Origin of the sequence: Methylobacterium sp. C25 (assembly GCF_021352225.1) — a bacterium.
Taxonomy (GTDB): Bacteria; Pseudomonadota; Alphaproteobacteria; order Rhizobiales; family Beijerinckiaceae; genus Methylobacterium.
Genome location: NZ_JAAUVI010000009.1, coordinates 31,764 through 57,237 on the forward strand (window position 1 = coordinate 31,764; position 25,474 = coordinate 57,237).

Annotated in this window: 29 protein-coding genes; 18 read left to right on the forward strand and 11 right to left on the reverse strand. The window is 66.6% G+C overall.

The window, feature by feature from the left end:
* Position 1: 1 nt before the first annotated feature.
* Together HCU64_RS18910 and HCU64_RS18915 are read left to right on the forward strand one after the other, a co-directional pair.
* Positions 2 to 385: an SUF system Fe-S cluster assembly protein gene (locus tag HCU64_RS18910; RefSeq protein WP_233385751.1), complete on the forward strand. Its 384-nt coding sequence runs from the start codon at positions 2 to 4 to the stop codon at positions 383 to 385.
* 124 nt (positions 386 to 509) lie between these two features.
* The gene (locus HCU64_RS18915) at positions 510 to 893 is read left to right on the forward strand and encodes a HesB/IscA family protein (protein WP_233385752.1); all 384 of its coding nucleotides are present in this window, start codon (positions 510 to 512) and stop codon (positions 891 to 893) included.
* Between the two features lie 48 nt (positions 894 to 941).
* On the opposite strand, the gene HCU64_RS18920 is transcribed toward HCU64_RS18915, so the two are convergent.
* From HCU64_RS18920 to HCU64_RS18930, 3 genes are all read right to left on the reverse strand, one after another.
* Positions 942 to 2,000 carry a GGDEF domain-containing protein gene (locus HCU64_RS18920; RefSeq protein ID WP_233385753.1) on the reverse strand — a complete coding sequence of 353 codons (1,059 nt, stop codon included), beginning with the start codon at positions 1,998 to 2,000 and terminating at the stop codon, positions 942 to 944.
* A 114-nt stretch (positions 2,001 to 2,114) separates the two neighbouring features.
* Positions 2,115 to 3,578: a DEAD/DEAH box helicase gene (locus HCU64_RS18925; protein ID WP_233385755.1), complete on the reverse strand. Its 1,464-nt coding sequence runs from the start codon at positions 3,576 to 3,578 to the stop codon at positions 2,115 to 2,117.
* A gap of 301 nt (positions 3,579 to 3,879) precedes the next feature.
* Positions 3,880 to 4,140 carry a hypothetical protein gene (locus tag HCU64_RS18930; RefSeq protein WP_233385757.1) on the reverse strand — a complete coding sequence of 87 codons (261 nt, stop codon included), beginning with the start codon at positions 4,138 to 4,140 and terminating at the stop codon, positions 3,880 to 3,882.
* Between the two features lie 403 nt (positions 4,141 to 4,543).
* Between HCU64_RS18930 and HCU64_RS18935 the strand changes: the two genes are divergently transcribed.
* Entirely contained in the window at positions 4,544 to 5,443 is a 900-nt protein-coding gene (locus HCU64_RS18935) for an outer membrane protein (RefSeq protein ID WP_233385759.1), read from the forward strand.
* Positions 5,444 to 5,507: 64 nt separating this feature from the next.
* Here the strand turns inward: HCU64_RS18935 and HCU64_RS18940 are convergent, their stop codons facing one another.
* Genes HCU64_RS18940 through HCU64_RS18950 form a run of 3 tightly spaced genes read right to left on the reverse strand, consistent with a single transcriptional unit; the run spans position 5,508 to position 7,331 of the window.
* Positions 5,508 to 6,092, reverse strand: a complete 585-nt coding sequence (locus HCU64_RS18940) for a YceI family protein (RefSeq protein ID WP_233385761.1) — start codon at positions 6,090 to 6,092, stop codon at positions 5,508 to 5,510.
* On the reverse strand, positions 6,089 to 6,697 hold the full coding sequence (locus HCU64_RS18945; RefSeq protein WP_233385763.1) for a cytochrome b: 609 nt from the start codon (positions 6,695 to 6,697) through the stop codon (positions 6,089 to 6,091). Before HCU64_RS18945 ends, HCU64_RS18940 begins: the two co-directional genes overlap by 4 nt.
* Positions 6,698 to 6,719: 22 nt before the next feature.
* Positions 6,720 to 7,331 carry a YceI family protein gene (locus tag HCU64_RS18950; protein WP_233385764.1) on the reverse strand — a complete coding sequence of 204 codons (612 nt, stop codon included), beginning with the start codon at positions 7,329 to 7,331 and terminating at the stop codon, positions 6,720 to 6,722.
* Between the two features lie 151 nt (positions 7,332 to 7,482).
* Here HCU64_RS18950 and HCU64_RS18955 point away from each other — a divergent pair, with 151 nt between their 5' ends.
* Positions 7,483 to 8,424 (forward strand): LysR family transcriptional regulator, encoded by a 942-nt coding sequence (locus HCU64_RS18955; protein ID WP_233385765.1) that lies wholly within the window; start codon positions 7,483 to 7,485, stop codon positions 8,422 to 8,424.
* A gap of 165 nt (positions 8,425 to 8,589) precedes the next feature.
* A complete protein-coding gene (locus HCU64_RS18960; protein WP_233385766.1) occupies positions 8,590 to 10,098 on the forward strand; it encodes a Do family serine endopeptidase in 1,509 nt (502 codons plus the stop codon).
* A 103-nt stretch (positions 10,099 to 10,201) separates the two neighbouring features.
* On the opposite strand, the gene HCU64_RS18965 is transcribed toward HCU64_RS18960, so the two are convergent.
* Both HCU64_RS18965 and HCU64_RS18970 read right to left on the reverse strand, forming a co-directional pair.
* The gene (locus HCU64_RS18965) at positions 10,202 to 10,948 is read right to left on the reverse strand and encodes an SDR family NAD(P)-dependent oxidoreductase (protein WP_233385767.1); all 747 of its coding nucleotides are present in this window, start codon (positions 10,946 to 10,948) and stop codon (positions 10,202 to 10,204) included.
* A 61-nt stretch (positions 10,949 to 11,009) separates the two neighbouring features.
* Positions 11,010 to 11,348: an ArsR/SmtB family transcription factor gene (locus HCU64_RS18970; protein ID WP_233385768.1), complete on the reverse strand. Its 339-nt coding sequence runs from the start codon at positions 11,346 to 11,348 to the stop codon at positions 11,010 to 11,012.
* Positions 11,349 to 11,524: 176 nt separating this feature from the next.
* Here HCU64_RS18970 and HCU64_RS18975 point away from each other — a divergent pair, with 176 nt between their 5' ends.
* The 6 genes from HCU64_RS18975 to HCU64_RS19000 all read left to right on the forward strand — a co-directional run bounded on the left by HCU64_RS18975 (position 11,525) and on the right by HCU64_RS19000 (position 15,612).
* On the forward strand, positions 11,525 to 12,400 hold the full coding sequence (locus HCU64_RS18975; RefSeq protein WP_233385769.1) for an aldo/keto reductase: 876 nt from the start codon (positions 11,525 to 11,527) through the stop codon (positions 12,398 to 12,400).
* 172 nt (positions 12,401 to 12,572) lie between these two features.
* A complete protein-coding gene (locus HCU64_RS18980) occupies positions 12,573 to 13,034 on the forward strand; it encodes a hypothetical protein (RefSeq protein ID WP_233385770.1) in 462 nt (153 codons plus the stop codon).
* A gap of 58 nt (positions 13,035 to 13,092) precedes the next feature.
* Entirely contained in the window at positions 13,093 to 13,596 is a 504-nt protein-coding gene (locus HCU64_RS18985) for a hypothetical protein (RefSeq protein ID WP_233385771.1), read from the forward strand.
* An 8-nt stretch (positions 13,597 to 13,604) separates the two neighbouring features.
* Entirely contained in the window at positions 13,605 to 14,462 is an 858-nt protein-coding gene (gene kdsA, locus HCU64_RS18990) for a 3-deoxy-8-phosphooctulonate synthase (RefSeq protein WP_233385772.1), read from the forward strand.
* Positions 14,463 to 14,645: 183 nt separating this feature from the next.
* Positions 14,646 to 14,930, forward strand: coding sequence for a hypothetical protein (locus HCU64_RS18995; RefSeq protein ID WP_183506539.1), 285 nt, complete (start codon positions 14,646 to 14,648; stop codon positions 14,928 to 14,930).
* A gap of 163 nt (positions 14,931 to 15,093) precedes the next feature.
* Positions 15,094 to 15,612: a hypothetical protein gene (locus tag HCU64_RS19000; RefSeq protein WP_233385773.1), complete on the forward strand. Its 519-nt coding sequence runs from the start codon at positions 15,094 to 15,096 to the stop codon at positions 15,610 to 15,612.
* Positions 15,613 to 15,622: 10 nt separating this feature from the next.
* Here the strand turns inward: HCU64_RS19000 and queF are convergent, their stop codons facing one another.
* Entirely contained in the window at positions 15,623 to 16,087 is a 465-nt protein-coding gene (queF, locus tag HCU64_RS19005; RefSeq protein ID WP_233385774.1) for a preQ(1) synthase, read from the reverse strand.
* A gap of 241 nt (positions 16,088 to 16,328) precedes the next feature.
* Here queF and eno point away from each other — a divergent pair, with 241 nt between their 5' ends.
* Positions 16,329 to 17,618 (forward strand): phosphopyruvate hydratase, encoded by a 1,290-nt coding sequence (gene eno / locus HCU64_RS19010; RefSeq protein ID WP_233385775.1) that lies wholly within the window; start codon positions 16,329 to 16,331, stop codon positions 17,616 to 17,618.
* Positions 17,619 to 17,640: 22 nt separating this feature from the next.
* Here eno and HCU64_RS19015 read toward each other — a convergent pair whose 3' ends face one another.
* Entirely contained in the window at positions 17,641 to 18,168 is a 528-nt protein-coding gene (locus tag HCU64_RS19015; protein ID WP_233385777.1) for a YcxB family protein, read from the reverse strand.
* 117 nt (positions 18,169 to 18,285) lie between these two features.
* Here HCU64_RS19015 and HCU64_RS19020 point away from each other — a divergent pair, with 117 nt between their 5' ends.
* The 6 genes from HCU64_RS19020 (at position 18,286) to lpdA (ending at position 24,557) form a co-directional block, all read left to right on the forward strand.
* A complete protein-coding gene (locus HCU64_RS19020; RefSeq protein WP_233385778.1) occupies positions 18,286 to 18,597 on the forward strand; it encodes an FtsB family cell division protein in 312 nt (103 codons plus the stop codon).
* A gap of 177 nt (positions 18,598 to 18,774) precedes the next feature.
* Entirely contained in the window at positions 18,775 to 19,824 is a 1,050-nt protein-coding gene (gene pdhA, locus HCU64_RS19025; RefSeq protein ID WP_233385779.1) for a pyruvate dehydrogenase (acetyl-transferring) E1 component subunit alpha, read from the forward strand.
* 54 nt (positions 19,825 to 19,878) lie between these two features.
* On the forward strand, positions 19,879 to 21,291 hold the full coding sequence (locus HCU64_RS19030) for a pyruvate dehydrogenase complex E1 component subunit beta (RefSeq protein ID WP_233385780.1): 1,413 nt from the start codon (positions 19,879 to 19,881) through the stop codon (positions 21,289 to 21,291).
* Positions 21,292 to 21,349: 58 nt separating this feature from the next.
* Positions 21,350 to 21,625, forward strand: coding sequence for a DUF5076 domain-containing protein (locus HCU64_RS19035; RefSeq protein WP_233385781.1), 276 nt, complete (start codon positions 21,350 to 21,352; stop codon positions 21,623 to 21,625).
* A 27-nt stretch (positions 21,626 to 21,652) separates the two neighbouring features.
* On the forward strand, positions 21,653 to 23,053 hold the full coding sequence (locus HCU64_RS19040; protein ID WP_233385782.1) for a pyruvate dehydrogenase complex dihydrolipoamide acetyltransferase: 1,401 nt from the start codon (positions 21,653 to 21,655) through the stop codon (positions 23,051 to 23,053).
* 82 nt (positions 23,054 to 23,135) lie between these two features.
* On the forward strand, positions 23,136 to 24,557 hold the full coding sequence (lpdA, locus tag HCU64_RS19045; RefSeq protein WP_233385783.1) for a dihydrolipoyl dehydrogenase: 1,422 nt from the start codon (positions 23,136 to 23,138) through the stop codon (positions 24,555 to 24,557).
* 638 nt (positions 24,558 to 25,195) lie between these two features.
* Here the strand turns inward: lpdA and HCU64_RS19050 are convergent.
* A complete protein-coding gene (locus HCU64_RS19050) occupies positions 25,196 to 25,423 on the reverse strand; it encodes a hypothetical protein (RefSeq protein ID WP_233385784.1) in 228 nt (75 codons plus the stop codon).
* Positions 25,424 to 25,474: the final 51 nt, after the last annotated feature.

Here is a 25,474-nt window from a genome sequence, read left to right on the forward strand (position 1 = left end):
AATGAGCACCGACGCCACCATCACCGGCGGCACCAATGCCCCGGCCGTCGCGGCGGCTTCCGCGATCCCGCCGGAAGAACTCGACCGGCTGACCGACGACATCGTCGCGGCGCTGAAATCCGTCTACGATCCCGAGATCCCAGCCGACATCTACGAGCTCGGCCTGATCTACAAGGTCGACATTGCCGACGACCGCAAGGTCGCCATCGACATGACGCTAACCGCCCCGGGCTGCCCCGTGGCCGGCGAGATGCCGGGCTGGGTCGAGGATGCCGTCACCAAGGTGCCGGGCGTGCAGTCCTGCAGCGTGACCATGGTGTTCGATCCGCCGTGGGACCAGAGCCGGATGTCCGACGAAGCCCGCGTCGCCCTCGACATGTGGTGAACCGCGATCTGCGCGGGGGGCACCTGCGCGATTGCGTGCGGTGGACCGGTTAAGGTCCAGTGCTTATCTTGAAGGCGTAACCCCTCACCCGCCCGGGCCTTGAACCCGGCCGCAGGAGAGAACGATGTCAGGTTTCAAGGTGATCTCGCTGACCGACCGCGCCGCCGATCGGCTCAAGGCCATCATGGCGGATGCGGACAAGCCGATCGCCGGCCTCAGGGTCGGCGTGCGCAACGGCGGCTGCGCCGGCATGGCCTACACCATGGAATACGCCGAGGAGCGAAAAGCCGGCGAAGACATGATCGAGGATCGTGGCGTGACCGTCTTCATCGATCCGAAGGCCGTGCTTTTCCTGCTCGGCACCGAGATGGACTTCAAGACCGACAAGCTGTCGTCCCAGTTCGTGTTCAACAACCCGAACCAGACCTCGGCCTGCGGCTGCGGCGAATCCATCGCGATCACGCCGGCGACGCCGGATCGGCTGGCGTCAGCGGGCGTCACCGCCTGAGAAGGGATCCGTGGGTGGACGCCCGGCGGCGCGGGCCTGACGCGAGGGTCAGGCAACCTGCGAGAATTCCGCAACCTCGGCGTCGTCCATGGTCTTGTTCCGACCCGAGCGCTTGGCCGCGTAGAGGCAGGCATCCGCGCGCTCCATGAACGACACGGAGCTGTCGTCCGAGCGTCGCTGCGCGACACCAAGAGAAATGGTGACCTTGCCGAGCGACTCGCCCGTGGCGCGCTTGACGAGTTCGCGGCCGATGATGGCGGTGCGCACCGCCTCGGCGATTGTGCGGGCGGCCTCGCGGCTGGAGTCGGGCAGCAAAATAGCAAATTCTTCGCCGCCGAAGCGCGCGAGCGTCGCACCGCGTGAGACGGCGGTCTCGCGCATCACGACGGCCACGAGCCGCAGCACCTGATCGCCGGTCAGGTGGCCGAACTGATCGTTGAAGCGCTTGAAGAAATCGATGTCGATGAGGATCAGGCTCGCCGGCCGGGGGGACTTCGCGCCCTCGTCGATCTCCTTGTTCAACGTCTCCTCGAAATGCTTCCGGTTCGACAGCCCCGTCAGCGGGTCGGTCAGGCTCTCGAGGCGGGCGGCAGCCAGCGTCTCACGGAGTCCTTCGATTTCACGGCGGCTCTCGCGCATATGCGCCTCGAGCGTCTTGTTGCTCGCCGCGACGTCGCGCGTGTTCGCGATCAGCGTGGCAACGATGTCCTTCAAGCGCTGCGGCGTGGTGTTGGCGAGATCCTTCGAGATCGCCTGGAGCGAAGCGCCGTATTGCGCCGTCGAGCCGAGCGACAGGTCGATCATCTCCATGATGTTCTTAACTTCGGCGATCAGGCCGGCATTGTGGCGATCCAACTCGCCTTCGACGTTCCGGCCGTCGATGAAGGCTTCGTAGAGATCGTCGATGTCGCTGTCGGACAGGACGCCGCTCTTCGATGTCACACGCTTGATGGCCTCGTTCATCACAGGCTGCCGACCTGCGACGTAGGTGTACCAGATCGCGTAAGCGCGCGGGCTCGCCGACGAACCGTAATCGCGCATCAGCTCGTTCGCGCGTTGCGCGATGACGAAGCTCCGCTCGCGATCCTCGTGACCCGCGCCGTTCATCTCAAGCTCATCCAACCTGCCCCGACGGCATGATGGACGACAGGTGGTGGACACTGAGTTAAGCCGCAGATCGAAAGGCGAATGACTGGTGCTGCCCCGGAATGGGCAGCGCCATCAACCCTTCTTGATCGTTACCGGCCGCATCAGGAAGGCCGGCACGTGCTCGCCCAAGCCGAGAGGCGTGTCGCCGTCATCGTCGCGCCGGTGGTCAGGGCGGCGGTTCTCGCGCGGACGCTCGTTCGGCGCGCGCTCGGCGGACCGCCGCGGCGCCTCGGCGCGCGGCTCCGGCGGAGCCTTCGCCTCTGCGCTCTGCTCCTCTTCGGAGCGCGGGCGCCGGCCACGGACACGGCGGCCGCCCTCAGCGCGCGCTTCTTTCTGGTCGGACTCCTTGCGACCGCCGCGGCGGCGCGTGCGACCTTCATCCGCATCGCCCTCGCCAACGGAGAGCGAAGCGAGATCGCCGTCGAGCCACGGGATCGGCTGGCCAATCAGATTCTCGATCGCAGAGAGCGAGCGCTCGTCGCCGCGTCCCACCAGCGTGAAGGCGTGGCCGGCGCGGCCGGCGCGGCCAGTGCGGCCGATGCGGTGGACGTAGTCCTCCGCGTGATGCGGAATGTCGAAGTTGAAGACGTGACTCACGGCCGGGATGTCGAGGCCGCGCGCCGCAACGTCAGAGGCGACGAGCAGCGGCACTTCGCCGGAGCGGAAGCCGTCGAGCGCCTGCATGCGGGCGCGCTGATCCATGTCGCCGTGCAGCGCCGCAACGGAGAAGCCATGTTTGGCGAGCGAGCGCTGCAGCAGCGCGACGTCACGCTTGCGATTGCAGAAGATGATGCCGTTCTTCAGCTCGTCCGCCGCCCGGATCAGCTTGCGCAGCGTGTCGCGCTTGGCGGCCGCCTCGGAGCTCGTCGCGACGAGCTTCTGCTCGATCGTGGTCGCGGCGGAGGCCGGACGGCTGACCTCGACCCGCTGCGGGTTCGACAGGAACATATCCGCCAGCCGCTCGATCTCCGGCGGCATCGTCGCCGAGAAGAACAGCGTCTGACGGGTGAACGGCACCATCTTCACGATGCGCTCGATGTCAGGGATGAAGCCCATATCGAGCATGCGGTCGGCCTCGTCGATGACGAGCAGCTCGACGCCGGTGAGCAACAGCTTGCCGCGCTCGAAATGGTCGAGCAGTCGGCCGGGCGTTGCGATCAGCACGTCGGTGCCGCGCATCAGCTTGGCGTCCTGGTCGGCAAAGGACACGCCGCCGATGATGAGCGCCACGTTCAGCTTGTGGTTGGTGCCGTAGCGCTCGAAATTCTCGACGACCTGCGCGGCCAGTTCGCGGGTCGGTTCGAGGATCAGCGTTCGCGGCATGCGGGCGCGGGCGCGGCCCGTCTCCAGCATGGTCAGCATCGGCAGGGTGAAGGCCGCGGTCTTGCCGGTGCCTGTCTGGGCGATACCGAGCACGTCTCGACGTGCGAGGACATGCGGTATCGCGTTGGCTTGGATCGGCGTCGGCTCGGTGTAGCCGGCAGCGGCAACGGCCTTGAGGACCTTGTCGCTCAGTCCGAGATCGGCAAAAGACATGATCGTTGGGAGACCATCCGCGCGAGGTCTTCGGCATCAACGGTGCGGAGCGGCGGCCGCTCGCACGAGCGAATGATGCGAAATCTAGAAACCCGAACAGGGATGCGCGAAGGGTTTCCGCGCATCCCTGTTCGGGTCGGTCGAACTCACAAAGCGGCGGAAACGTCCGGTCCTGCACCGCAGCCGTCGCTTCGGCCGCGCACCATCCTCGCCCCGCCGGGGGTGCGAGCGTGCGCGACGTTTAGAGGCTTGACGAGGCTTGTCAATCTGCGAGCGCCGGATCTCCCCGGCAGCGATGCCCTCAAGGGCCGCGAACGATCAGACGTTCCCGAGCGACGCAGGGGTCGATCACGATGCTGCGGGCCGAGGGGCCGATCGAGCCGGTCGTCTCCGGATCGGCGATGCCCGGTTTCAGCGCAGCAACCCGGCTCTTCTGGTGCTCGATGGACTGGGCGAGCTGATGAGCGATCCCGAGGCCGCCGATTCCCAGGACGAGGGCGAAGATGGCCGTCGTGGTGAGCAGTCCACGCGGACGAGGCAGTTCGGGGGAATCGAGCGACATGGAGCGGACACCCTGCGCGAACGCCGAGAGCGGGTCGCGCCGCTCATGATCGACGAACGCGGTTAACGCGGGCTGACAGGAGAGCCGGCCGCTTTTCGCCCTTCCGGGACACCCGGCACCCACCTGTATCAAGTGCGAAGCTTATGGTTTCCGAATTATTTCCAACGGCGCTCAAAGAAACACGGAGATTAACCATAATGTTTTCGTACCAATGCTCTCCAACCGGACTGATGTGCGGAAAGACACATCCGTCAAATCTCCCTGGAAGCGCTGCGGTAAGCTTTACCTTTCTTTGACGGAGTCGGCGGCATTTGAGCGACTTGTTGCAGGAACGCGACAAGCCTTCTCACGGGACCGGGGCTCGAAGCCCACCGGCTTTCGCCAATCCAGGACCTTTCGTCTGATGAAAAAGCTGCTCCTCGCCTCGACTGTCCTCGCGGGCCTGACGGCCGTCGCCTCGGCCGCCGACCTTCCGCGTCGCGCGGCTGCACCGGAGATGTACTCGCCGCTGCCGGTTTTCACCTGGACGGGCTTCTATGCGGGTCTCAACGCGGGCTACGGCTTCGGCACGCAGGGCGATCAGCCGGCGACTGTGATCGGCACGACCGCCGCCAGCGGCCTGCTGGTCTCCAGCGTCGCGCCCTTCGGCGCCTCGGCTGGTGCCGTCGCGTTCAACAACCGCAACGATAACAGCGGCTTCGTCGGCGGCGGTCAGATCGGCTACAACTATCAGTTCACGCCGGGCTCGGGCGTGGTGGTCGGCATCGAGGCCGACGCCCAGTACGCCGATTTCGGACGCGGCCGTAACAACTTCCTCCCCGGCCCCGGCACGCGGGCAGCTACCGGCGTAACCTTCTTCAATCCGAACGGCCTTTCCGGTCTCGACTTCTTCGGCACGGTGCGCGGCCGCCTCGGCTATGCCTTCGATCGCACGCTGGTCTACGGCACGGCCGGCTTCGCCTACGGCGCCGGCGGCGGCCTTGACTTCGGCTTGCCGAATTCCTCGAGCAGCGACTTCCAGACCGGCTACGCGGTCGGCGGCGGCGTCGAGTACGCCCTGCCGACGAATACGTTCCTGAACGTGTTCAACTCCTCGGCCGTGACGCTGAAGCTCGAAGGCCTCTACGTGGACATGGATCACGGCGGCAATCGCAACCTCGGCGGCTTCGCGATCCGTCCGAACGGCACCGTGGCGAGCGTCGCTGGCGGCGACGGCAACGTGCTAGGCGGCTCCATTCGCCGCCAGGACACCGAGTTCGCCGTGGTGCGCGCCGGCATCAACTACAAGTTCGGCTCGTTCTAACCATCGATCTATCGCACAAGAGGCCGCTCCGAGAGGGGCGGCCTCGACGTGTCCGGATCAGCGCTCAGCCGCCGCCGGCCTTGGTCGCCGCGGAAGCGCTCGTAGCGACCAGATCGACGTCGACCCCGACGTCGAGGGCGACCCATTGGCCCGTCGCCCAGACGCCCTGACCGACGCCGAATTCCGTGCGGATCAGTCCGACGCGGCCGACGGCATGAGCCTGTCCCTGTTCGACCGAGAGATGGAAGGGCAGCGTGAGAGGCCGGCTCGTTCCCCTGATCGTCAGGGTTCCCACTGCCTCGTAGTCGCCGTGGCCCTTGTCGACGAAATGAGCCGCCTCGAAGCGGGCCTGGCTCGCGGCTTTCGCATCGAACCAGTCCTTCTGCGGCAGGGCTTCGTCGCGCTGGACGTCGCCCGTCCGCGCGCTGGCCAGATCGATCAGCACCGTGGCGTGGCCGGCTTCCGGTTTGGCGGCGTCGAAATCGATCTTGGCATCGAAGCGCTCGAAGCGCCCGGTAAACGGCGCCCCGACCTGCACGCCGGAGAACCTGATCGCGCTCTTGGCTGGGTCAACCGCCCATTCGGAGGCGGTAGCCGGCAAGGCGACGACCTGAAGAGCCGCCACGAGGCAGAGGAGGGACGTCTTCATCGGGATGATCCCAGGGGTTCGGATACCGACCGCGATTTGCGGGTCGGCAGCATGCGCCGCAGCACGTCGTCGCGGAGGATGAGGTGGTGGCGCAGAGCTGCCGCCACGTGCAGGACGAGCAGAGCGATCAGCAGCCAGGCTCCGTAAGCGTGAACCCGCTTGACGATCGCTTCGGCCAAGGCCTGGTCGGGAACCAAAGCCGCGAGCGGCAAATGCGGCCAGGGAACCAGGCCGTAGAGCACGGTCGGGATGTTGAAGGGCGACAGCGAGACCACGGCCCACCCCGTGAGCGGCAGCTCCCCGAGGAGCAGATAGAGGGCACCGTGCGCGGCCGAGGCCGCCCGTCGTTCCCGAACCGGCATCGCGGCGGGATAGGCGGGGGGTTTTTGGAACAGGCGCCAAGCGAGGCGCAGAACTGTCAGGCCCAGCACCGTGATGCCGACGGATTTGTGCCACTGGTAGAGTTGGAACTGGCGCACCGGCGTCAGTCCCGCATGCGCCATGGTCAGGCCGATGCCGACCAGAGCGAGCACACCCAGTGCGCTCGCCCAATGCAGCACGATGGCCACGAGCGAGTAGCGCCGCGCGGACACGGCGGTGCCCATGGCCGATCTCCCGAGCGTCCGATCAGTCCTGGCGCTCGAAGGCGCCGGCGATGACGAGATGGAGGTCGTCACCGATCAGCGGCACGTAGGTCTTCACGCCGAACTCGGATCGCTTGAGCGTGCCGGTGGCCTCGAAGCCGATATTGATCTTCTTGCTGAGCGGGTTCGTGCCCGCGCCGACCAGCGTCACGTCCAGCGTCACCGGCTTGGTCACGCCGTGCAGCGTCAGGTCTCCCGTGACCTTGGCCTTGTCCTGCCCGGCCGGTGTCACCTTGGTCGAGACGAAGATCATGTCCGGGTACTTGGCGGCATCGAGCCACTTGTCGCCCTTCAGCTCACCCGTGAGCTTCTCACTCGTAGTGGCGACCGACGAGACCGGAATCTTCACGGACAATTTCGCTGCGGCCGGATCCTTCGGCTGTAGGTCGAGGGTGCCCGACACCTCCGAAAAGCCGCCAGTATAATTCGAGAAGCCCATATGCGACACGCGCCAGCCGACCTGGGTGTGGCCAGGATCCACGGCGTAATGACCCGCCTGGATTTGGGCCGGATCGCGCGTCGGCGCGGTCTGAGCCTGCGCGGAGGCACCGAGCGCCAAGGCCAGCGCGAGGGAGGAGGCGAGGAGCTGCTTCAACGATATCTCCGTGCGTCTGATGATCCTCGGGCGACGCGACCTCGATCGAATGCCCAAGCGTGACGGCGGTGAGATACGTGCGTTCCAAACCGAGTTTGAGACTGCTATCCCGCACCACATGGTTGCGAGATCGGAAACCTTCCGCGGTAATTTGGACGACCTTCGCGCCTTCTGCACGGTCGTCGATCTCGGGACGGTCACGGCCGCAGCGGTCAGCCTCGGCGAGACCAAGGGCAGCGTCAGCCGGCGTCTGACACGCCTCGAGAAGGTCCTGGGCGCGACCCTGATGGCGCGCCATCCGCGCGCCGTCTCGCCGACCGCCGAGGGCCTCGCCTTCTATGACAAGGCGCAGAAGAGCCTCGGGCTGCTCGACGCGGCCGCCGAAAGCGCGCGGGACGCCCGCACCGTGCCGGCCGGGCACCTGAGAGTTACGACGTCGGTCGATTTCGGGATCGAGGTGATGCCGGAGATCATCGCCAGCTTTCGCGCGGCCTATCCGCAGATCACGGTCGATCTGTTGAACACCGATGCCAGGCTCGATCTGGCGGCCAACCGGATCGACCTCGCCCTGCGGCTCGGGGAAGCGCAGGAAACCGGCTATCGGGCAGCGATCATCCTGAATACTCGGATCGCGCTCTACGCGGCGCCGGCCTATCTGGCGCATCGCCCGACCCCCACGCGTTTCGCCGATCTGGCATCGCACGACATGATCCTCTCCCGCGAGCGGCCCGGTGCAGCAGGCATCACGCTCGGCGACGGGCAGGGGCAGACCGAACAGATCGCGGTCCAGCCGGCGATCCGCGTCAGCGATTTCGCCACGGTGCTTCGCCTGACTCTGGCCGGCGCCGGCATCGGCCATGTGCCGAGCACCGTCGCATCGCGGGACGTCGAAGCGGGACGGCTCGTCCAGGTCCTCGCGCCCTGGGCGACGGAAGGCGGAGCGATGCGGGCTCTGAGCCTCGCGGGTCGGGAATTGCCGGCGCGCGTCCGCGTCTTCCGTGAGCATGTGCAGACCGAGATGGCAAAGCGTTTCGCCCTCGAGCTGGTGCCGGGCACAGCTCCGATCCTCCCGGATCAATCAGGAAAGCCGTGATGGAATCGGAAGCATCGCTGCAGGGGGATCCAGCCGTGCCGCATCGGGCGCTCGCATGACGAAACCGTAATACGGGCGCCACGAGCGGGTCAGGCAGCGGACCTTATCACCGGCAACACGCTCCGTCGGCTGAGACGGCAGCAAGACCGTTTCCGGAGTGCTCCCATGACATCGACCTTCCGTCGTCGCGCCCTTGCATCCGTTGCCGTGGCTGCGCTCGCCGCTGGCGGCGCGGCTGGCGTCGGATCGCTGGCCCCCGCGACCCAGGCCCTGGCCCAGGCTCTTCCGAAGACGCCGATCGAGGCGCCGGAACATCCGCCCGGCTCCTTCGCCGGCATCGTCAACAAGGTGAAGCCGGCCGTCGTCGCCGTGAAGGTGAAGCTCGACGACAGCGCGGACGACGACGGCGAGGGTGGCCCCGGCCAGCCGAACCTGCAGCAGGTCCCGCCGCAGCTGCGCGAGTTCTTCAAACGGTTCGGCCAAGGCGGCCCGAACGGCCAGACGCCCCAGCATCACGGCGAGCGCGGCGCCGTCGGTTCGGGCTTCATCATCTCGGCCGATGGCTACGTCGTGACCAACAACCACGTCGTCAACCACGCCAAGTCGGTGCAGGTCACGCTCGACGATACCCGCACCCTCGATGCAAAGGTGATCGGCACCGATCCGAAGACCGACGTTGCCCTGCTGAAGATCAAGGACCAGGGCTCCTACCCCTATGTCCAGTTCGGCAAGTCGGCCCCGCAGGTCGGCGACTGGGTCGTGGCCATCGGCAATCCGTTCGGCCTCGGCGGCACGGTAACGGCGGGCATCGTTTCGGCCCGTGGCCGCGATATCGGCGCCGGCCCCTATGACGACTTCCTGCAGATCGACGCGCCGATCAACAAAGGCAATTCCGGCGGCCCCGACTTCAACGTCAGCGGCGAGGTCGTCGGCGTGAACACGGCCATCGCCTCGCCGTCGGGCGGTAGCGTCGGCCTCGCCTTCGCGATCCCCGCCGAGACGGTTCAGGCAGTCGTCGATCAGCTCAAGACCGACGGGAAGGTGGTGCGCGGCTATCTCGGCGTGCAGATCCAGCCGGTGACCAAGGACATCGCCGACAGCCTCGGCCTCGACAAGGCCAAGGGCGCGCTGGTGAATTCCACCGAGTCCGGCACGCCGGCCGCCAAGGCTGGTCTCAAGACGGGCGACGTGATCGAAAAGGTCGACGGCAAGTCGATCGATGACGCCAAGGAGCTGTCGCGCAAGATTGCCGGCCTGAAGCCTGGGACCAAGGTCGAGCTCGCCTTCCTGCGCAATGGCAAGACGGACACGGCCACCGTCGAGCTCGGCACGCTCCCGACCGATCTGAAGAGCGCGCGTAGCGACGATGGCGGCTTCTCCAATAACGGCCAGCCGCGCCTCGGCCTGGGTCTCGCCCCGGCGGATGAGGTCGGTCTCGGCAGCAGCGGCGTTGCCGTGGTGCGGGTCGACCCCGACGGTCCCGCCGCCGCCAAGGGCATCGAACAGGGCGACGTGATCCTCGACGTCGCCGGCACCAGCGTCTCGAACCCCTCCGACGTGGCCGCCCAGATCAAGACGGCCGAGTCCAATGGACGCAAGGCGGTGCTGATGCGCGTCAAGAATTCGAAGGGCGTGACCCGCTTCGTCGCGGTCTCCCTCACCAAGAACGGCTGAGTTTCAGCCGTAGCGGCCGCCGCGCACCCCTCGCGGCGGTTTCCCGCTCTCCCCTCGACTGACGCCGGCTCGCAAGGGCCGGCGTTTTTTCGTCGAGTATGGACTACATGCCGCCCGAAACGTAGAGGATCTCGCCGGTGACCCAGCGCGCGTCGTCGGAGGCCAGGAAGACGGCGGCGGGGGCAATGTCGTCCGGCCGCCCCGAGCGTCCGAGTGGCGTGTCCTCGACGATGCTGCGCTCGAAATCGCCGCCGGCGAAGCCCGCGGCTTCGACGCCTTCGGTGATGATCATGCCGGGATTGATCGCGTTCACGCGGATCTTGCGCGGTCCGAGTTCCTTGGCGTGCACGCGGGTGATCGCGTCGAGCGCTCCCTTGGTCCCGGAATAGATCGCCGATTCCGGCACCGCGAAGCGCGTGACGGTCGAGCTGATGTTGACGATGCTGCCGCCGCGATCACCGAACTGCGCGACCGCCGCCTTGGTCGCGAGGAAGACGCCGAGCACGTTGGTGTCGTACTGGCGCCGGTACTCGTCCTCGGAAAAATCCTCGATCTTCGAGAAGGCGTAGACACCGGCATTGTTGACCAGGATGTCCACCGCACCGAGCCGATCTTTGGTCTCCGCGAAGAACCGCTCGACGTCGGCGGATTTCGCGACGCTGCCCTGGACCGCGATGGCCTTGCCGCCGGCGGCAGTGATCGCAGCGACGACCGCATCCGCACCCTCCCGGCTCGTCGCATAGTTCACAGCCACTGCTGCACCTTCGCGCGCCAGTGCCTTCGCGATCTCGGCTCCGATCCCCTTCGATGCCCCGGTGACCACCGCGACTTTTCCCTCGAGCTTGCTCATGACGATCTCCAACACTTCGACGTTTAGACAATCGTCGAAGTGTTGGGTGATGAGCCGTGCTTCAAGGGGTCGGCGACAACGATCGAGACAGGCGCCGGAGGTAGGCGTCCAGCGTTGTGCGCTGGAACACCAGCTCGACGAAGCGGCCTTTGCGGACCGTCGCGATCAGGCCGGACGTCTCGAGCTCCTTGATGTGGTGGGAGATCGTGGCGGCGCTGACCTTGTCGGCATCGCTCAACGCGCAGCAGGGCAACGCGCCCTCGGAGGCCGCGATCTCTCCGAGGATGCCGAACCGGCGCGGATCGGCGAGCGCCTTGGCGACCGCCGCAAACTGACGGTCACTGAGCTCATGAGGCTCCCCAGCCGCCGGTTCGGCATCCCTTCTGTGACCGGAACTCATCGACCCACGTTTCTCCACCGAGGTGCGCGTCCCTGCGCATACCACCTCAGATAGGAACCTAGCGGAGCCAACGACCCTTGTCCTGGCGGCATGGCTCCATCCCACCACAAACCGCTCGTCGGGATCGGCCGCCTTCCCACATCGCCCTTCATGCTCACGCTCGACAAGGATGCGGCATGACCACAGCTCGCTCTTCCGGCACCTTCGCCATCGGCGGAGACCTGACGGTCAACCGGCTCGGTTTCGGAGCCATGCGCATCACGGGCAGCGGCATCTGGGGCGAGCCCGCCGACCGGGCGAAGGCGATTGCAACGCTGAAGCGCGTGCCCGAGCTCGGCATCGATCTGATCGATACCGCCGACAGCTACGGCCCCTACGTCAGCGAGGACCTGATCCGCGAGGCTCTCGCCCCCTATGACGGCCTCGTCATCGCCACCAAGGGCGGCCTGACGCGCCACGGGCCGGATATCTGGCAGCCTGTCGGCAATCCCGACTACCTTCGTCAATGTGTGCTGATGAGCCTGAGCCGGTTGAAGCTCGAGCGCATCGATCTCTGGCAGCTTCACCGGATCGGCCCCGACGTCCCGCGCGAGAGACAGTTTGAGGCCATCGCGGCGATGCGCGCGGAAGGGCTGATACGCCATGTCGGCCTGAGCGAGGTCTCGGTCGAGGAGATCGAGGCGGCCCGAAAGTTCTTCCCGGTCGCGACCGTGCAGAACCGTTTCAATCTCGTAGACCGCACCAGCGAGGCCGTGCTCGACCATTGCGACCGGAACGGTATCGGCTTCATCCCCTGGGCCCCCCTCGACAAGGGTACGCTGGCGCAGAGGGGTTCGGCACTCGCCGAGATCGCGAGCAAGCGCGGGACCAGCGAGGGAGCCGTCGCTCTGGCCTGGCTGCTCAAGCGCTCACCGGTGATGCTGCCGATCCCCGGGACCGGCGATCCTGACCATCTCGCGCAGAACGTTCGGGGCGCGGAGCTGACCCTCGACGACGCGGAGTTTCGAGCGCTTGACGAGCAGGGCCGCAAGGCCTGGAAGGCCGGCGGCTGAGGCGTTCGGCATGCGTCGATGCCCCTCGGCTCGCCAGCCCGACATCAAGCAGCAAAGGACGCGTGCAATACGGTTTCCGGCCGAGCTGATGCCCGGCGCATGTCCGCAGACAAGTTGCCCGAATCCTGCATGGCGCCTCCCGAGACGACGTGCCGACCGGAAAGGCCTCGAAATGCGTACTGCAACCGTGATCCTGGCCTCCTCGCTTGCTCTGGCAGCGACCGTCCCGTTCGGTGCTTCCGCCAAACCGGGCTGGCTGACGGGAACCTTCGTGTACGCCAATCTCTGCACCGATCCGGATGCCGGACGGCTGGAAGGTCGGCGCGTGACGCTGCGTCGTTCGCCCAATGGCAACGGCGTGCTCTTCGAGACGGCAGCCGGCGACAAGACGGCCCCAATCGCCGCCGATGCCCTCTCCATCGACGACACCACCCAGCAGATCTCGTTCACCGTGGAGAGTGCGGATGGTCCGCTGCACTTCCAGGGCACGGCGGCCGCAGACGTGCTCGCCGGGACCATCAGCAGCGGCTCTGGCGAGCAGCCCTTGCGGCTGCGCCGCGTGCTGCGCTCGCACGAGCGGGAATCCTGTCAGGCCGCGCGGCTGGATCCCAACGCCACCGGCTCCGTGAACTGAGTCCCGGCACCGTTTCACCGTCTCGCCACGGCCCCGCGAGCCGGATAGACCGGCCGTCATGACCCTTCGCGCGCTCGTCGGCGGCATCGCCCTCTGTCTCGCCATCGCCGCTCCGGCGCGTGCCGATGGCTGCGACGCGCTCACGGCCCGGCTGATCCGCGGCACCGGCGCCTCGCTCGCCGGCCGCACCGGCCCGCTCGTCGTGTTTCGTGCTGCCGACGCCGAACGGATGAGCCTCGATTGCAGGCCGCCGCGCCGCATGGTCTTCCGCTCCCGCGATCGGGAGCCGCAGCGCGTCTATTTCGTCCTGATCGGACTCGCGGCGAAGACGCTGGCCGGTGCCAGCGCGGAACGTGTCGAGGTTCTGGCGATGAACCTGCATCAGGCAGCGTTACTCTCGGGTGCACCTCAACTCGGCCGGGTCGGCGGTGCGGTCCTGCGCTGCGAGCCGAGCGATCGACTCGACGGGTCGTCGGAGGGCGCGCTCTGCCGGCTGGCGGCGGACCGGAGAGCACGGCCGAGACGCAAGGCGAGCCTTTCCGCCGCGCCCGACGCGGGGTAGAGCGGGGCATGTCTCAGAACACCGCACCCGGGACGGTCGTCCGCGCCGGCGCCGTCGCCTTCGGCAACCATCTCCCCTTCGCGCTGATCGCCGGCCCCTGCCAGCTCGAAAGTCGGGACCACGCCTTCGAGGTCGCTGCTGCGCTGAAAGAGATGACCGGGCACCTCGGGATCGGCCTCGTCTTCAAATCCTCCTTCGACAAGGCGAACCGGACATCCGGCGGCACCGCCCGCGGCATTGGGCTCGAAGGTGCGCTGCCGATCTTCTCCGAGATCAAGGAGCGGCTCGGCCTGCCGGTGCTCACCGACGTGCACGAGGCCGCGCAGTGCGCTCCGGCGGCCGAGGTCGTCGACGTGCTGCAGATCCCGGCCTTCCTCTGCCGCCAGACCGACCTGTTGCAGGCAGCCGCCGCGACCGGCCGCGTCGTGAACGTCAAGAAAGGTCAGTTCCTGGCACCCTGGGACATGGCGCATGTTGCAGCCAAGGTGACGAAGGCCGGCAACCCGAATGTGATGGTCACAGAGCGCGGCGCCTCCTTCGGATACAACACGCTGGTCTCCGACATGCGATCGCTGCCGATCATGGCGAGGGTGACGGACGGGGCCCCCGTAGTGTTCGACGCGACCCATTCCGTGCAGCAGCCGGGCGGCCAGGGCGCCACCTCGGGCGGCCAGCGAGAGTTCGTGCCGGTCCTGGCTCGCGCAGCCGTTGCGGTCGGCGTTGCCGGCCTCTTCATCGAGACACACGAGGACCCCGACAACGCCCCTTCGGACGGCCCCAACATGGTGCCGCTGAAGGCGATGCCTGCTCTGCTCGCCGAGTTGCAGGCCTTCGATCGCCTTGTGAAGCAACGCACCGACGGATGAGGGCAGCGCAACGCACCATCAAGTCGGTTCTGGCTTCAGGGTGGGTTCAGGTCAGAGGGACCAAACTGCTGTTACCAGAACGTTCAAACTGCTGAGATGACTCGAATTTCAGTCGGCAGCTTGGAACCTGTTAGTAAGCTCGGCGTTATCGGCGCTAACGAGCTTAGACGAGGGAAGGACGCAATGCGCAAACTTGCAATCATCACGGCCGTCGTGGCCACAACGATCCCGATGCTGGCGGTGACCGCTGAAGCACGCCCCGGCCGCGGCTACGGCCATTATCATGGTGGCGGCTACGCGTATCGCGGCGGCTACCGTCGTGGTGGCATCGGCACCGGCGCTGCCGTCGGTCTCGGCATCGCTGGCCTCGCCGCGGGTGCGATCGCTGCCGGCGCCGCTCGCGACGCCTACTACCGGGACCGCTATTACGGCCGTCCGGCCTACGGCTACTACGACTACGGCTACTGAGTTCAGCAGCCAACTTTTTGAGAAGGGCGGCCGGTGTTCACCGGCCGCCTTTTTCGTTGGTGCGGACCCTCACCCGCCGAATGCTCAGCCGGCTGAAAGCGGTTGCATCGCCGTGGGGCCTTGACCACCCTGCGCTGAATTTTCGGTGAGGTGGGAGAGGCAGATGCCGGTTATCGGTGCCGTCATCGGGGCGATCATGACGGGGCTCCTGTACTGGTTCATGTATGGGAACGGCATGGAGCAGATCGAACGCCTCCTTGGCGATCGCCGTAATCACAAACTCCGGCTCAAGAGCGAGGCTAACTTCAAGGCGGCGCCCATCCGCTCGATCAAGAACCCGGCGGATGCCGCTGGCGTGCTGATGCAACTCGTCGCGCAGGCGCGCGGAACGCCCACACCCGAGCAGGAAGCGGCCATCGAGGAGCAGATGCGCACGATCATCGGCTCGGACGACGATCTCGCAACCCAGATGGTCTTCATCCGCCACGCCGCGACCCAGGCAGCCGACGCCGAGACCGCCATCGACCACCTCGCGCCGCTCCTGCGCGAAAAGCTAACCGTATCCGAGCGCGACGATGTCGAGCGGATGCTGGAGGCCGTCGCCGTGATCCATCAGGGTCCGACCGACCGGCAGGAGCGCCTGATCGCGCGCACGGTCCGCGTACTGGCCGAGCTGGCGTGAGCCCGCTTCGCTATCCGCGGCCCCGATAGGTCGGCACGCCCTGGTCGGGCAGCCAGACTGATTTCGGCGACTCCCCGGTCTGCCAGAACACGTCGATCGGGATGCCGCCGCGCGGATACCAGTAGCCGCCGATCCGCAGCCAGCGCGGCTCGAGAAACTCCGTGAGCCGCCGGCCGATGCCGACCGTGCAATCCTCGTGAAACGCGCCGTGATTGCGAAACGAGCCAAGATAGAGCTTGAGCGATTTCGATTCGACGAGCCAGTCGCCCGGGACGTAGTCGATCACCAGCGTCGCGAAATCCGGCTGACCTGTCACCGGGCAGAGCGAGGTGAATTCGGGCGCCGTGAAGCGGGCGAGATAGTCCGTATCGGGATGCGGGTTGGGAACACGGTCCAGCTGCGCCGCCTCGGGCGAGGCGGGCAGGGGGGTCGAGTGGCCGAGTTGACGGGCATGTGATGCGATATCGTCGGTCATGGCGCCCGCTATACCGGCTGGCCGCGCGGCGCGCATCCTAGGCGGGCGAGTCGCGTGCGGAGGGAGGTCCCGGGAGCCCGTCGAAGTCAGGAAAAATACTTCGGGCGGCCGGAAAGATTCTTCATCTGCTGGAGCGCTTGCCGGGCGCTTCGGCTTGGCGGATAAGCCGCGACGGATGATGCCGCCCTCACCGAGCGCCGCCGGTCAGGCTCCGCGCGGCGCCCCCACGCAAGGATGGTCCATGACCGCGATCACCAACATCGCCGCCCGCGAGATCCTCGACAGCCGCGGCAACCCCACCGTCGAGGTCGACGTATTGCTGGAGGATGGCTCCTTCGGTCGCGCCGCGGTGCCGTCTGGCGCTTCCACTGGCGCCCACGAGGCGGTCGAGCTGCGCGACGGCGATGCCAGCCGGTACAAGGGCAAGGGCGTGCTGAAGGCGGTCGAGGCCGTTCAGACCGAGATCCTCGACGCCATCGGCGGGATGGAGGCCGAGGATCAGGTCGCCATCGACGAGGCGATGATCGACCTCGACGGTACCCACAACAAGTCGCGCCTCGGCGCCAACGCCATCCTCGGCGTCTCGCTCGCCGTCGCCAAGGCCGCGGCCGAGACGGCCGGCCTGCCGCTCTACCGCTACGTCGGCGGCGTCCAGGGCCGCGTTCTGCCGGTGCCGATGATGAACATCGTCAATGGCGGTGCCCATGCCGACAACCCGATCGACTTCCAGGAATTCATGGTGATGCCGGTCGGCGCCTCCTCGCTCAGCGAGGCGGTGCGAATGGGCGCGGAGATCTTCCATACGCTCAAGGGCGCACTGAAGAAGGCCGGCCACAACACCAACGTCGGCGACGAGGGCGGCTTCGCCCCGAACCTGCCCTCGGCCGAGGCCGCGCTCGATTTCGTCATGGAATCGGTCCAGTCCGCCGGTTTCAAGCCGGGCCAGGACATCGTGCTGGCGCTCGATTGTGCCGCCACCGAGTTCTTCAAGAACGGCGCCTATCACTACGAGGGCGAGGGCCAGACTCGCTCCATCGAGCAGCAGGTCGACTACCTCGCCAAGCTGGTCGCCAACTATCCGATCCTGTCTATCGAGGACGGCATGTCGGAGGACGACTGGCAGGGCTGGAACCTGCTCACCCGGAAGATCGGCGATCGCTGCCAGCTCGTTGGCGACGACCTGTTCGTGACCAATGTCGAGCGCCTGTCGCGCGGCATTGCTGAGCGCACCGCCAACTCGATCCTGGTGAAGGTCAACCAGATCGGCTCGCTCACCGAGACGCTCGCCGCCGTCGATATGGCCCAGCGCGCCGGCTACACCGCAGTGATGTCGCACCGCTCGGGCGAGACCGAGGATTCGACCATCGCGGATCTCGCCGTCGCCACCAATTGCGGACAGATCAAGACCGGCTCGCTCGCCCGCTCCGACCGGTTGGCCAAGTACAACCAGCTCATCCGCATCGAGGAGGGCCTCGGCGCGCAAGGGCGCTATGCCGGACGCGACGCGATCAAGCAGCTCGCCGGCGCCTGAGCGCCCGCCCGCTCCGAAAACGTCACCGCAACGCGACGCCCGCCTCCTTGAGGCGGGCGTCGATCGTTTGGAGGTCGCCTTTTCGAAGCGCGCGCAGGGGGATCGGCACGAAGCTGTGCGGCGAGGTCATCAGTGCCATCATCGTCGACCCAGCATGCCGCGCCGTGAACCCCGACCAGTAATACTGCGTCACGCCTTGCGCGTTGGAGACGGTCAGCGCATCGGGTCCGAAGCCGATCTGCCAGGGCTCGCGATACCGCGGCTCCCTCTCGATGGCGGCGCGTGTCTGCCTCGGCATGACGAAGCGTGTCATCGCGATGGGGAAAAGGGTCGCAAAGCCGGCGACCCAGATCGCCCAGCCGATGAGATCGGCGCCGTCCTTCTTCACCAGGCTCGCGACGAGCATGAGCCCCGAGACGACGGCGAAGGTCAGGACGACGCGCCACGAGCGCAGGTTCCGCCAGAAGATGCGGCGATGCACTTCGAGCAGATCCGCCGCGCTCAGTTCGAACGATCGGCGGTGCGCTGCGCCCATCTCGCCTGTCACCATCGTCCTCCGGCCGAGCCTCGCACCTAAGCTAGGCCGATCCGGAGATAGTCGAGAACACGTCTGCGCGCTGCGCTCCACGGAAACGCTTTCTTCACCCTGTACGGCGATGGTTTCGGCATGGTCATCCGTCGCCGCGTCAGAGCCGTCGTCGTGCCCGCCGTTCTCTGGACGGTGTCGGCGCTCGTCGGCGGCTATTTCCTGATGCAGGCCGAAACCGGCAATCGCGGCATGGAAGCCAAACGGGCCCTCAAGATCCAGGCCTATGGTCTCAGGCAGGAACTCGCGGCCGCGAATGCCGAGCGGGCGACCTGGGAGCATCGGGTCGAACTGCTGCGCTCGGAACAGATCGATCGCGACCTGCTGGAGGAGCGCGCCCGCGTCGTGCTCGGCCGCGTCCATGCCAACGACGTCGTGATCATCGATCCCTGACGGTCTCGGCGGACCCGTCGCGGCTCACGACCCCGAGTCCTTTCCGCATGGCCTCGTCGGCGTTTAGTCGAGCTAAGCTTGACCATAACACGAACGGGACTCTGTCAGGCCGACCCTCGCTTTCCGCTGCACCGCGCTCTAGAACCCACTCGAAACATGGGTTTCGGGAGAACGCCGATGGCTGCAGCCAGAAATGCGCGCAAGGCCGCGTCCAAGTCGGACGCGCCCGAGCACAAGCCGGCGCCGAACATCCCGCAATTCACCAAGGACGAAGATCTCCACGCCTATCGCGAGATGCTCCTGATCCGCCGCTTCGAGGAGAAGGCTGGCCAGCTCTACGGCATGGGCCTCATCGGCGGCTTCTGCCACCTCTATATCGGCCAGGAGGCCGTCGTGGTCGGCCTGCAGATGGCCTCGACCGACGGCGATCAGGTCATCACCGGATACCGCGACCACGGCCACATGCTGGCCTGCGGCATGGACGCCAAGGGCGTTATGGCCGAGCTCACCGGTCGCCAGGGCGGCTATAGCCGCGGCAAGGGCGGCTCGATGCACATGTTCAGCCGTGAGAAGCAGTTCTTCGGCGGCCACGGCATCGTCGGCGCGCAGGTCTCGCTCGGTACCGGCCTCGCCTTCGCCGACGCTTACAAAAAGAACGGCAACGTCAGCTTCACCTATTTCGGCGACGGCGCGGCCAACCAGGGCCAGGTCTACGAGAGCTTCAACATGGCCGCGCTCTGGAAGCTGCCGGTCATCTACGTGATCGAGAATAACCGCTACGCCATGGGCACTTCGGTGGCCCGCGCCTCGGCCCAGACGGACTTTTCCAAGCGTGGCCTCTCCTTCGGCATCCCCGGCGAGCAGGTTGACGGCATGGACGTGCGGACGGTGCGCGAGGCAGCGGTCCGCGCCGTCGAGCATGCCCGGGCGGCGAAGGGGCCCTACATCCTCGAGATGCAGACCTATCGCTATCGCGGCCACTCCATGTCCGACCCGGCCAAGTACCGGTCGAAGGACGAGGTCTCGAAGATGCGCGACGAGCACGACCCGATCGAGATGGTGCGCAAGCGCCTGATCGAGGCACACGGCGTCGCGGAGGCGGACCTCAAGGCCACCGACGCGGAGATCCGCGAGATCGTGAACGAATCCGCCGACTTCGCCACGAACGATCCCGAGCCCGATCCGAAGGAGCTCTGGACGGACATCCTGCTGGAGGCCCGCGCCTGAGCCCAGCTCGGCCGACCGACCAACCCACGAGACCGGATCGATAGAGCAGCGTCCATGGCGACCGACATTCTGATGCCCGCCCTCTCGCCCACCATGGAGGAGGGCAAGCTCGCCAAGTGGCTCAAGAAGGAGGGCGACGCGGTCAAGTCCGGCGACATCCTCGCCGAGATCGAGACCGATAAGGCGACCATGGAGGTCGAGGCGATCGACGAGGGCGTGCTCGCCAAGATCCTGGTCCCGGACGGCACCGAGAACGTCGCCGTCAACACGCCGATCGCGATCATTGCCGGCGAGGGCGAGGACGTCTCGGAGGCGGCCGCCGGCGGCGGCAAGCCGAAGTCGAACGGACAGGCCGCACCGGACGCCGAGAAGGCTCCCGTCGAAGCAAAGTCCAGCGAGGACGCACCGAAAGTGCCGGCCGCACCGGCCACGGTGACGAGCAAGGCCGCAGAGCCGGTGGTGGACGAGTTCCCGGCCGATACGCCCATGGTGACCATGACCGTGCGCGAGGCCCTGCGCGACGCCATGGTCGAGGAGATGCGCCGGGACGAGAACGTCTTCGTGATGGGCGAGGAGGTCGCCGAGTACCAGGGGGCCTACAAAATCACTCAGGGGCTGCTGCAGGAATTCGGCGCACGCCGCGTCGTCGACACGCCGATCACCGAGCACGGCTTCGCCGGCATCGCCGTGGGCGCGGCCTTTTCCGGCCTGCGGCCGATCTGCGAGTTCATGACCTTCAACTTCGCCATGCAGGCGATCGACCACATCATCAATTCGGCAGCCAAGACGCTCTACATGTCGGGTGGCCAGCTCGGCTGCCCGATCGTGTTCCGCGGCCCTAACGGCGCGGCTGCCCGTGTCGGCGCCCAGCACAGCCACGACTATTCCGCCTGGTACTCGAACGTGCCGGGCCTGAAGGTAGTGGCGCCCTATACGGCCGCCGACTTCAAGGGCCTGCTCAAGGCCGCGATCCGCGACCCGAACCCGGTCGTCTTCCTGGAGAACGAGATACTATACGGCCAAAGCTTCCCGGTGCCGCAGATTGACGACCTCGTCCTGCCGATCGGCAAGGCGAAGATCCATCGGCCCGGCAAGGACGTGACCCTCGTCTCCTTCTCCATCGGCATGACCTACGCGTTGAAGGCCGCGCAGGCGTTGGCGGAGGAGGGCATCGAGGCCGAGGTGATCGACCTGCGCACGCTGCGCCCGATGGACAGCGACACCATCGTCGAATCCGTGAAGAAAACCGGCCGCTGCGTCACCGTCGAGGAAGGCTTCCCGCAGAGCGGCATCGGCGCCGAGATCGTGGCGCGCCTCATGGCCGACGCCTTCGATTATCTCGACGCCCCGGTGCTGCGCGTGACGGGTAAGGATGTGCCGATGCCGTATGCGGCGAACCTCGAAAAGCTCGCGCTGCCGAGCGTGGCGGAGGTCATCGAGGCGGCCAAGGCCGTTTGCTACAAGTGATGCGGGTCGTTACCCGGCACCCCTCATATCTCTGAAGCGGAACGCAAGGCCGCACGTCATGAGCAAGGATTTCGCCGAACTCGCCATCCCCCCGGACGCCGTTGAACGAGGCGGCGTCGAGGTGCTCCGCGCTGCCGTCGTCGACGGCGCTGTCAGCGTTGCACTCCGCCGCTCCTTCGACGATCCGGCGACCTGGGGCCGGCTGCTCATCGACCTCGCCCGCCAAGCTGCACGCACCTACGCGCTGGAGACGGACATGTCGGAGGAGGAAGCCTTCGAGCGCATCCGCGCCGGGATGGAGGCCGAGAGCCTCGACCCGGACAGCTTCAACTGACCGACCGCACGGGACCCTGGAAACGCAATGCCGATCAACGTCCTGATGCCCGCCCTTTCTCCGACCATGGAGAAGGGAAACCTCGCCAAGTGGCTCAAGAAGGAGGGCGACGCGGTCAAGTCCGGCGACGTGCTCGCCGAGATCGAGACCGACAAGGCGACCATGGAGGTCGAGGCCGTCGACGAGGGCGTGCTCGCCAAGATCGTCGTGCCCGAGGGCACCGCCGACGTGCCGGTGAACGACCTGATCGCGTTGATCGCGGAAGAGGGAGAGGACCCGAAGAGCGTGAGCGCGCCCTCCAGCGGCGATGTGCCCAAGTCAAAGGAGCCACCGGCCAGCGCACCCGAGCCGAAGGCGGCCCCGGCCGAGGCGGCCCAACCTGCCGATGCCCGCGTGAATGAAGCCCCCGAGGGTGCGAAGCCGAACGGCGCTGCGCAGCCGGCCGCGCGCGCCGACGGCGAGCGCATCTTCGCCTCGCCGCTCGCCCGTCGCATCGCGGCGCAGGAAGGCGTCGATCTCTCGGCGGTCAGCGGCTCCGGCCCGCGCGGGCGCATCATCGAGCGCGACGTGCGCGAGGCGGCGAAGAGCGGAACGGGCAAGGCTCCTGCGAAGGCCGCCTCCGCGAGCCCGGAAAAGGCCGCGCCAGCGGCCAAGCCAGCTGGTGGGGGAGGGGCTGCGCAGCCCCTCGGCGTCGATCAGGTCCGCGGCTACTTCAACAAGGACGCCTACGAGGAAGTGCCCCTCGACGGCATGCGCAAGACGATCGCCCGTCGCCTCACCGAGGCGATGCAGATCGCCCCGCACTTCTTCCTTACGGTCGACTGCCGGATCGATGCGCTGCTGGCTTTGCGCGCGCAGATCAACGACAGCGCCCCCAAGGACAAAGACGGCAAGCCGGCGTTCAAGCTGTCGGTGAACGACTTCATCATCAAGGCGATGGGCCTCGCGCTGATGCGCGTACCGGATGCCAACGCGGTCTTCGCCGAGGACCGGGTGCTGAAGTTCAACAATGCCGAGGTCGGCGTCGCGGTCGCCATCGATGGCGGCCTGTTCACCCCGGTGATCCGCAAGGCCGACCAGAAGACGCTCTCGACCATCTCCAACGAGATGAAGGACTTCGCGGCCCGTGCCCGTGCCAAGAAGCTCAAGCCCGAAGAGTACCAGGGCGGCGTCACCTCAGTGTCCAATCTCGGAATGTTCGGGATGAAGCACTTCACGGCGGTGATCAATCCGCCGCAATCCTCGATCCTGGCGGTGGGCGCCGGCGAGAAGCGTATCGTCGTCGGCAAGGACGACCAGCCGGTGGTCGCTCAGATCATGACGGTGACGCTGTCCTGCGATCACCGCGTGATGGATGGCGCCCTCGGCGCAGAATTGCTGTCGGCCTTCCAGGGGCTGATCGAGAGCCCGATGGGGATGCTGGTCTAACCGGCAGGCGCGCCCGCAGAAGCCGCGAACACTGACCTCCAACTCCTCCCCACAAGGGGAAGGGGAGTGGCCGGAGCCTTGAATGTCCGACAGCTACGACGTCCTCATCATCGGTGCCGGCCCCGGCGGCTACGTCACGGCGATCCGTGCGGCGCAGCTCGGCTTCAAGACGGCGGTGGTCGATCGCGAGCACCTCGGCGGCATCTGCCTGAACTGGGGATGCATTCCGACCAAGGCGCTGCTGCGCTCGGCCGAGATCTACCATTACATGCAGCATGCCGGTGATTACGGGCTCTCCGCCAAGGAGGTCAGCTTCGACACCGCGGCCATCGTCAAGCGTTCGCGCGGCGTCTCCGGACGTCTCAATGGCGGCGTCGGCATGTTGCTGAAGAAGAACAAGGTCGACGTGATCTGGGGTGAGGCGGCCATCGACGCGCCCGGCAAGGTCACCGTGAGGGAGACTAAGCGGGCGGAGGCGCCGAAGGGCGCCAAGGGCGCGGGCAGCTACCAGGCCAAGCACATCATCGTCGCCACCGGTGCGCGCCCACGCGCGCTGCCCGGGATCGAGCCCGACAAGAAGCAGATCTGGACCTATTACGAGGCCATGGTGCCCGAGAGCATGCCGAAGTCGCTGCTCGTCATGGGCTCGGGCGCCATCGGCATCGAGTTCGCCTCGTTCTACCGCACCATGGGCGCCGAGGTAACGGTGATCGAGCTGCTGCCGCAGATCCTGCCGATGGAGGATGCCGAGATCGCCGGGCTCGCCCGCAAGCGCTTCGAGAAGCAGGGCATCAAGATCCTCACCAGCGCCAAGGTGACGAAGGTCGAGAAGGGCGCGAATTCCGTCACCGCCACGATCGAGGACGACAAGGGCAAGACGCAGCAGCTGACGGCCGAAAAGCTGATCTCAGCGGTCGGCGTCGTCGGCAACATCGACAATCTCGGCCTCGAAAAGCTCGGCGTGAAAATCGAGCGCGGCATCGTCGTCACCGACGGGCTCGGGCGCACGAATGTCGAGGGCATCTACGCCATCGGCGACGTCGCCGGGCCGCCGATGCTGGCGCACAAGGCTGAGCACGAGGGTGTCATCTGCATCGAGACCATCAAGGGCCTGCACACTCATCCGATGGACAAGGCCAAGATCCCCGGTTGCACCTATTGCCAGCCGCAGATCGCCAGCGTCGGGCTCACCGAGGCCAAGGCCAAGGAGCAAGGCTTCGAGGTGAAGGTTGGGCGCTTCCCCTTCGCAGGCAACGGCAAGGCCATCGCGCTTGGCGAGCCGGACGGGCTGATCAAGACAGTGTTCGACGCCAAGACCGGCCAACTCCTGGGCGCGCACATGGTCGGCGCCGAGGTGACCGAGCTGATCCAGGGCTATGTCGTCGCCATGAACCTCGAGACCACCGAGGAAGAGCTGATGCACACGGTCTTCCCGCATCCCACCCTCTCGGAGATGATGCACGAGAGCGTGCTGGATGCGTATGGCAAGGTGATCCACAGCTGAGACCAGGTCGGGCGGCGGATCGAACCGATCCACCGCAAATACCCCGCCCTCAGCCAGCCACGCCGGCGGAGCCTACGCCAAGTTGGGTCGCCGGCATTGCCGATGTGTCAGGCTGAGGCCGCCGGTCGCACAGATCGGATAAGGCGCATGAACGCGCCCTTGGCGCCGCCCTTTGTGGGGCGGCCATCGCCAAACGGAACCTCGTCTAGCGAGGTGTCATCCTCGATCGGATCGTGCCGCCTGCATTGCGCGAGAGCATCCGCCACGATGTCGGGAACTGGATGTGAGCATTCCTCGAGAAGTCGCGATGCCTTTTCAAGTGCATCGCTCTTCTCGGCGGAGAACGAGCCGTCGACGAGACGTTCGGACAGAATTTCGTCGGCCAGTGTCGATGCCAGCGTGCTGACTGTATCGAGGCGGCTCTGCTGAGAACCCGTATTCACTGCCCGTCTCCCCTACGCTCGGTACGCGCCTCCGGCCAATTGGATCACCGATTGCGAAGTCCAGTGGCAATCCCACGGACTCACGAGGCAATAGTGACGATTGTTGGGCAACGCCCGAAAACATTCGCGGGCCTGTGCACGACATCATGCGTAGGCCCGCGAATAAGAACCGATCATTCGGCTCTTGGATCCGGACTACTTGGCTTGCGACTGACCCTGCTGGTCGCCCTGTTGCTTGTCCTTCTTGTTGGCCTCGTGGTGGCCGATGGCGCAGCCGGCCGCCGCGCCGGCCTTGCCATGGCCGGCCATGTGCCCGGCGAGGCCGCCGACGACCGCGCCCTTGATGCAGCCCTTCGCCTCGGCTGCAGTGCCGGCGAGAGCGAATGCCGCGAGGGCGGCCAAAATGATGAGAGAGCGCGTCATCGCTGAAGCTCCATGCGATTGATGTGCTCCCCAACCAGCCAGCCGCGACGG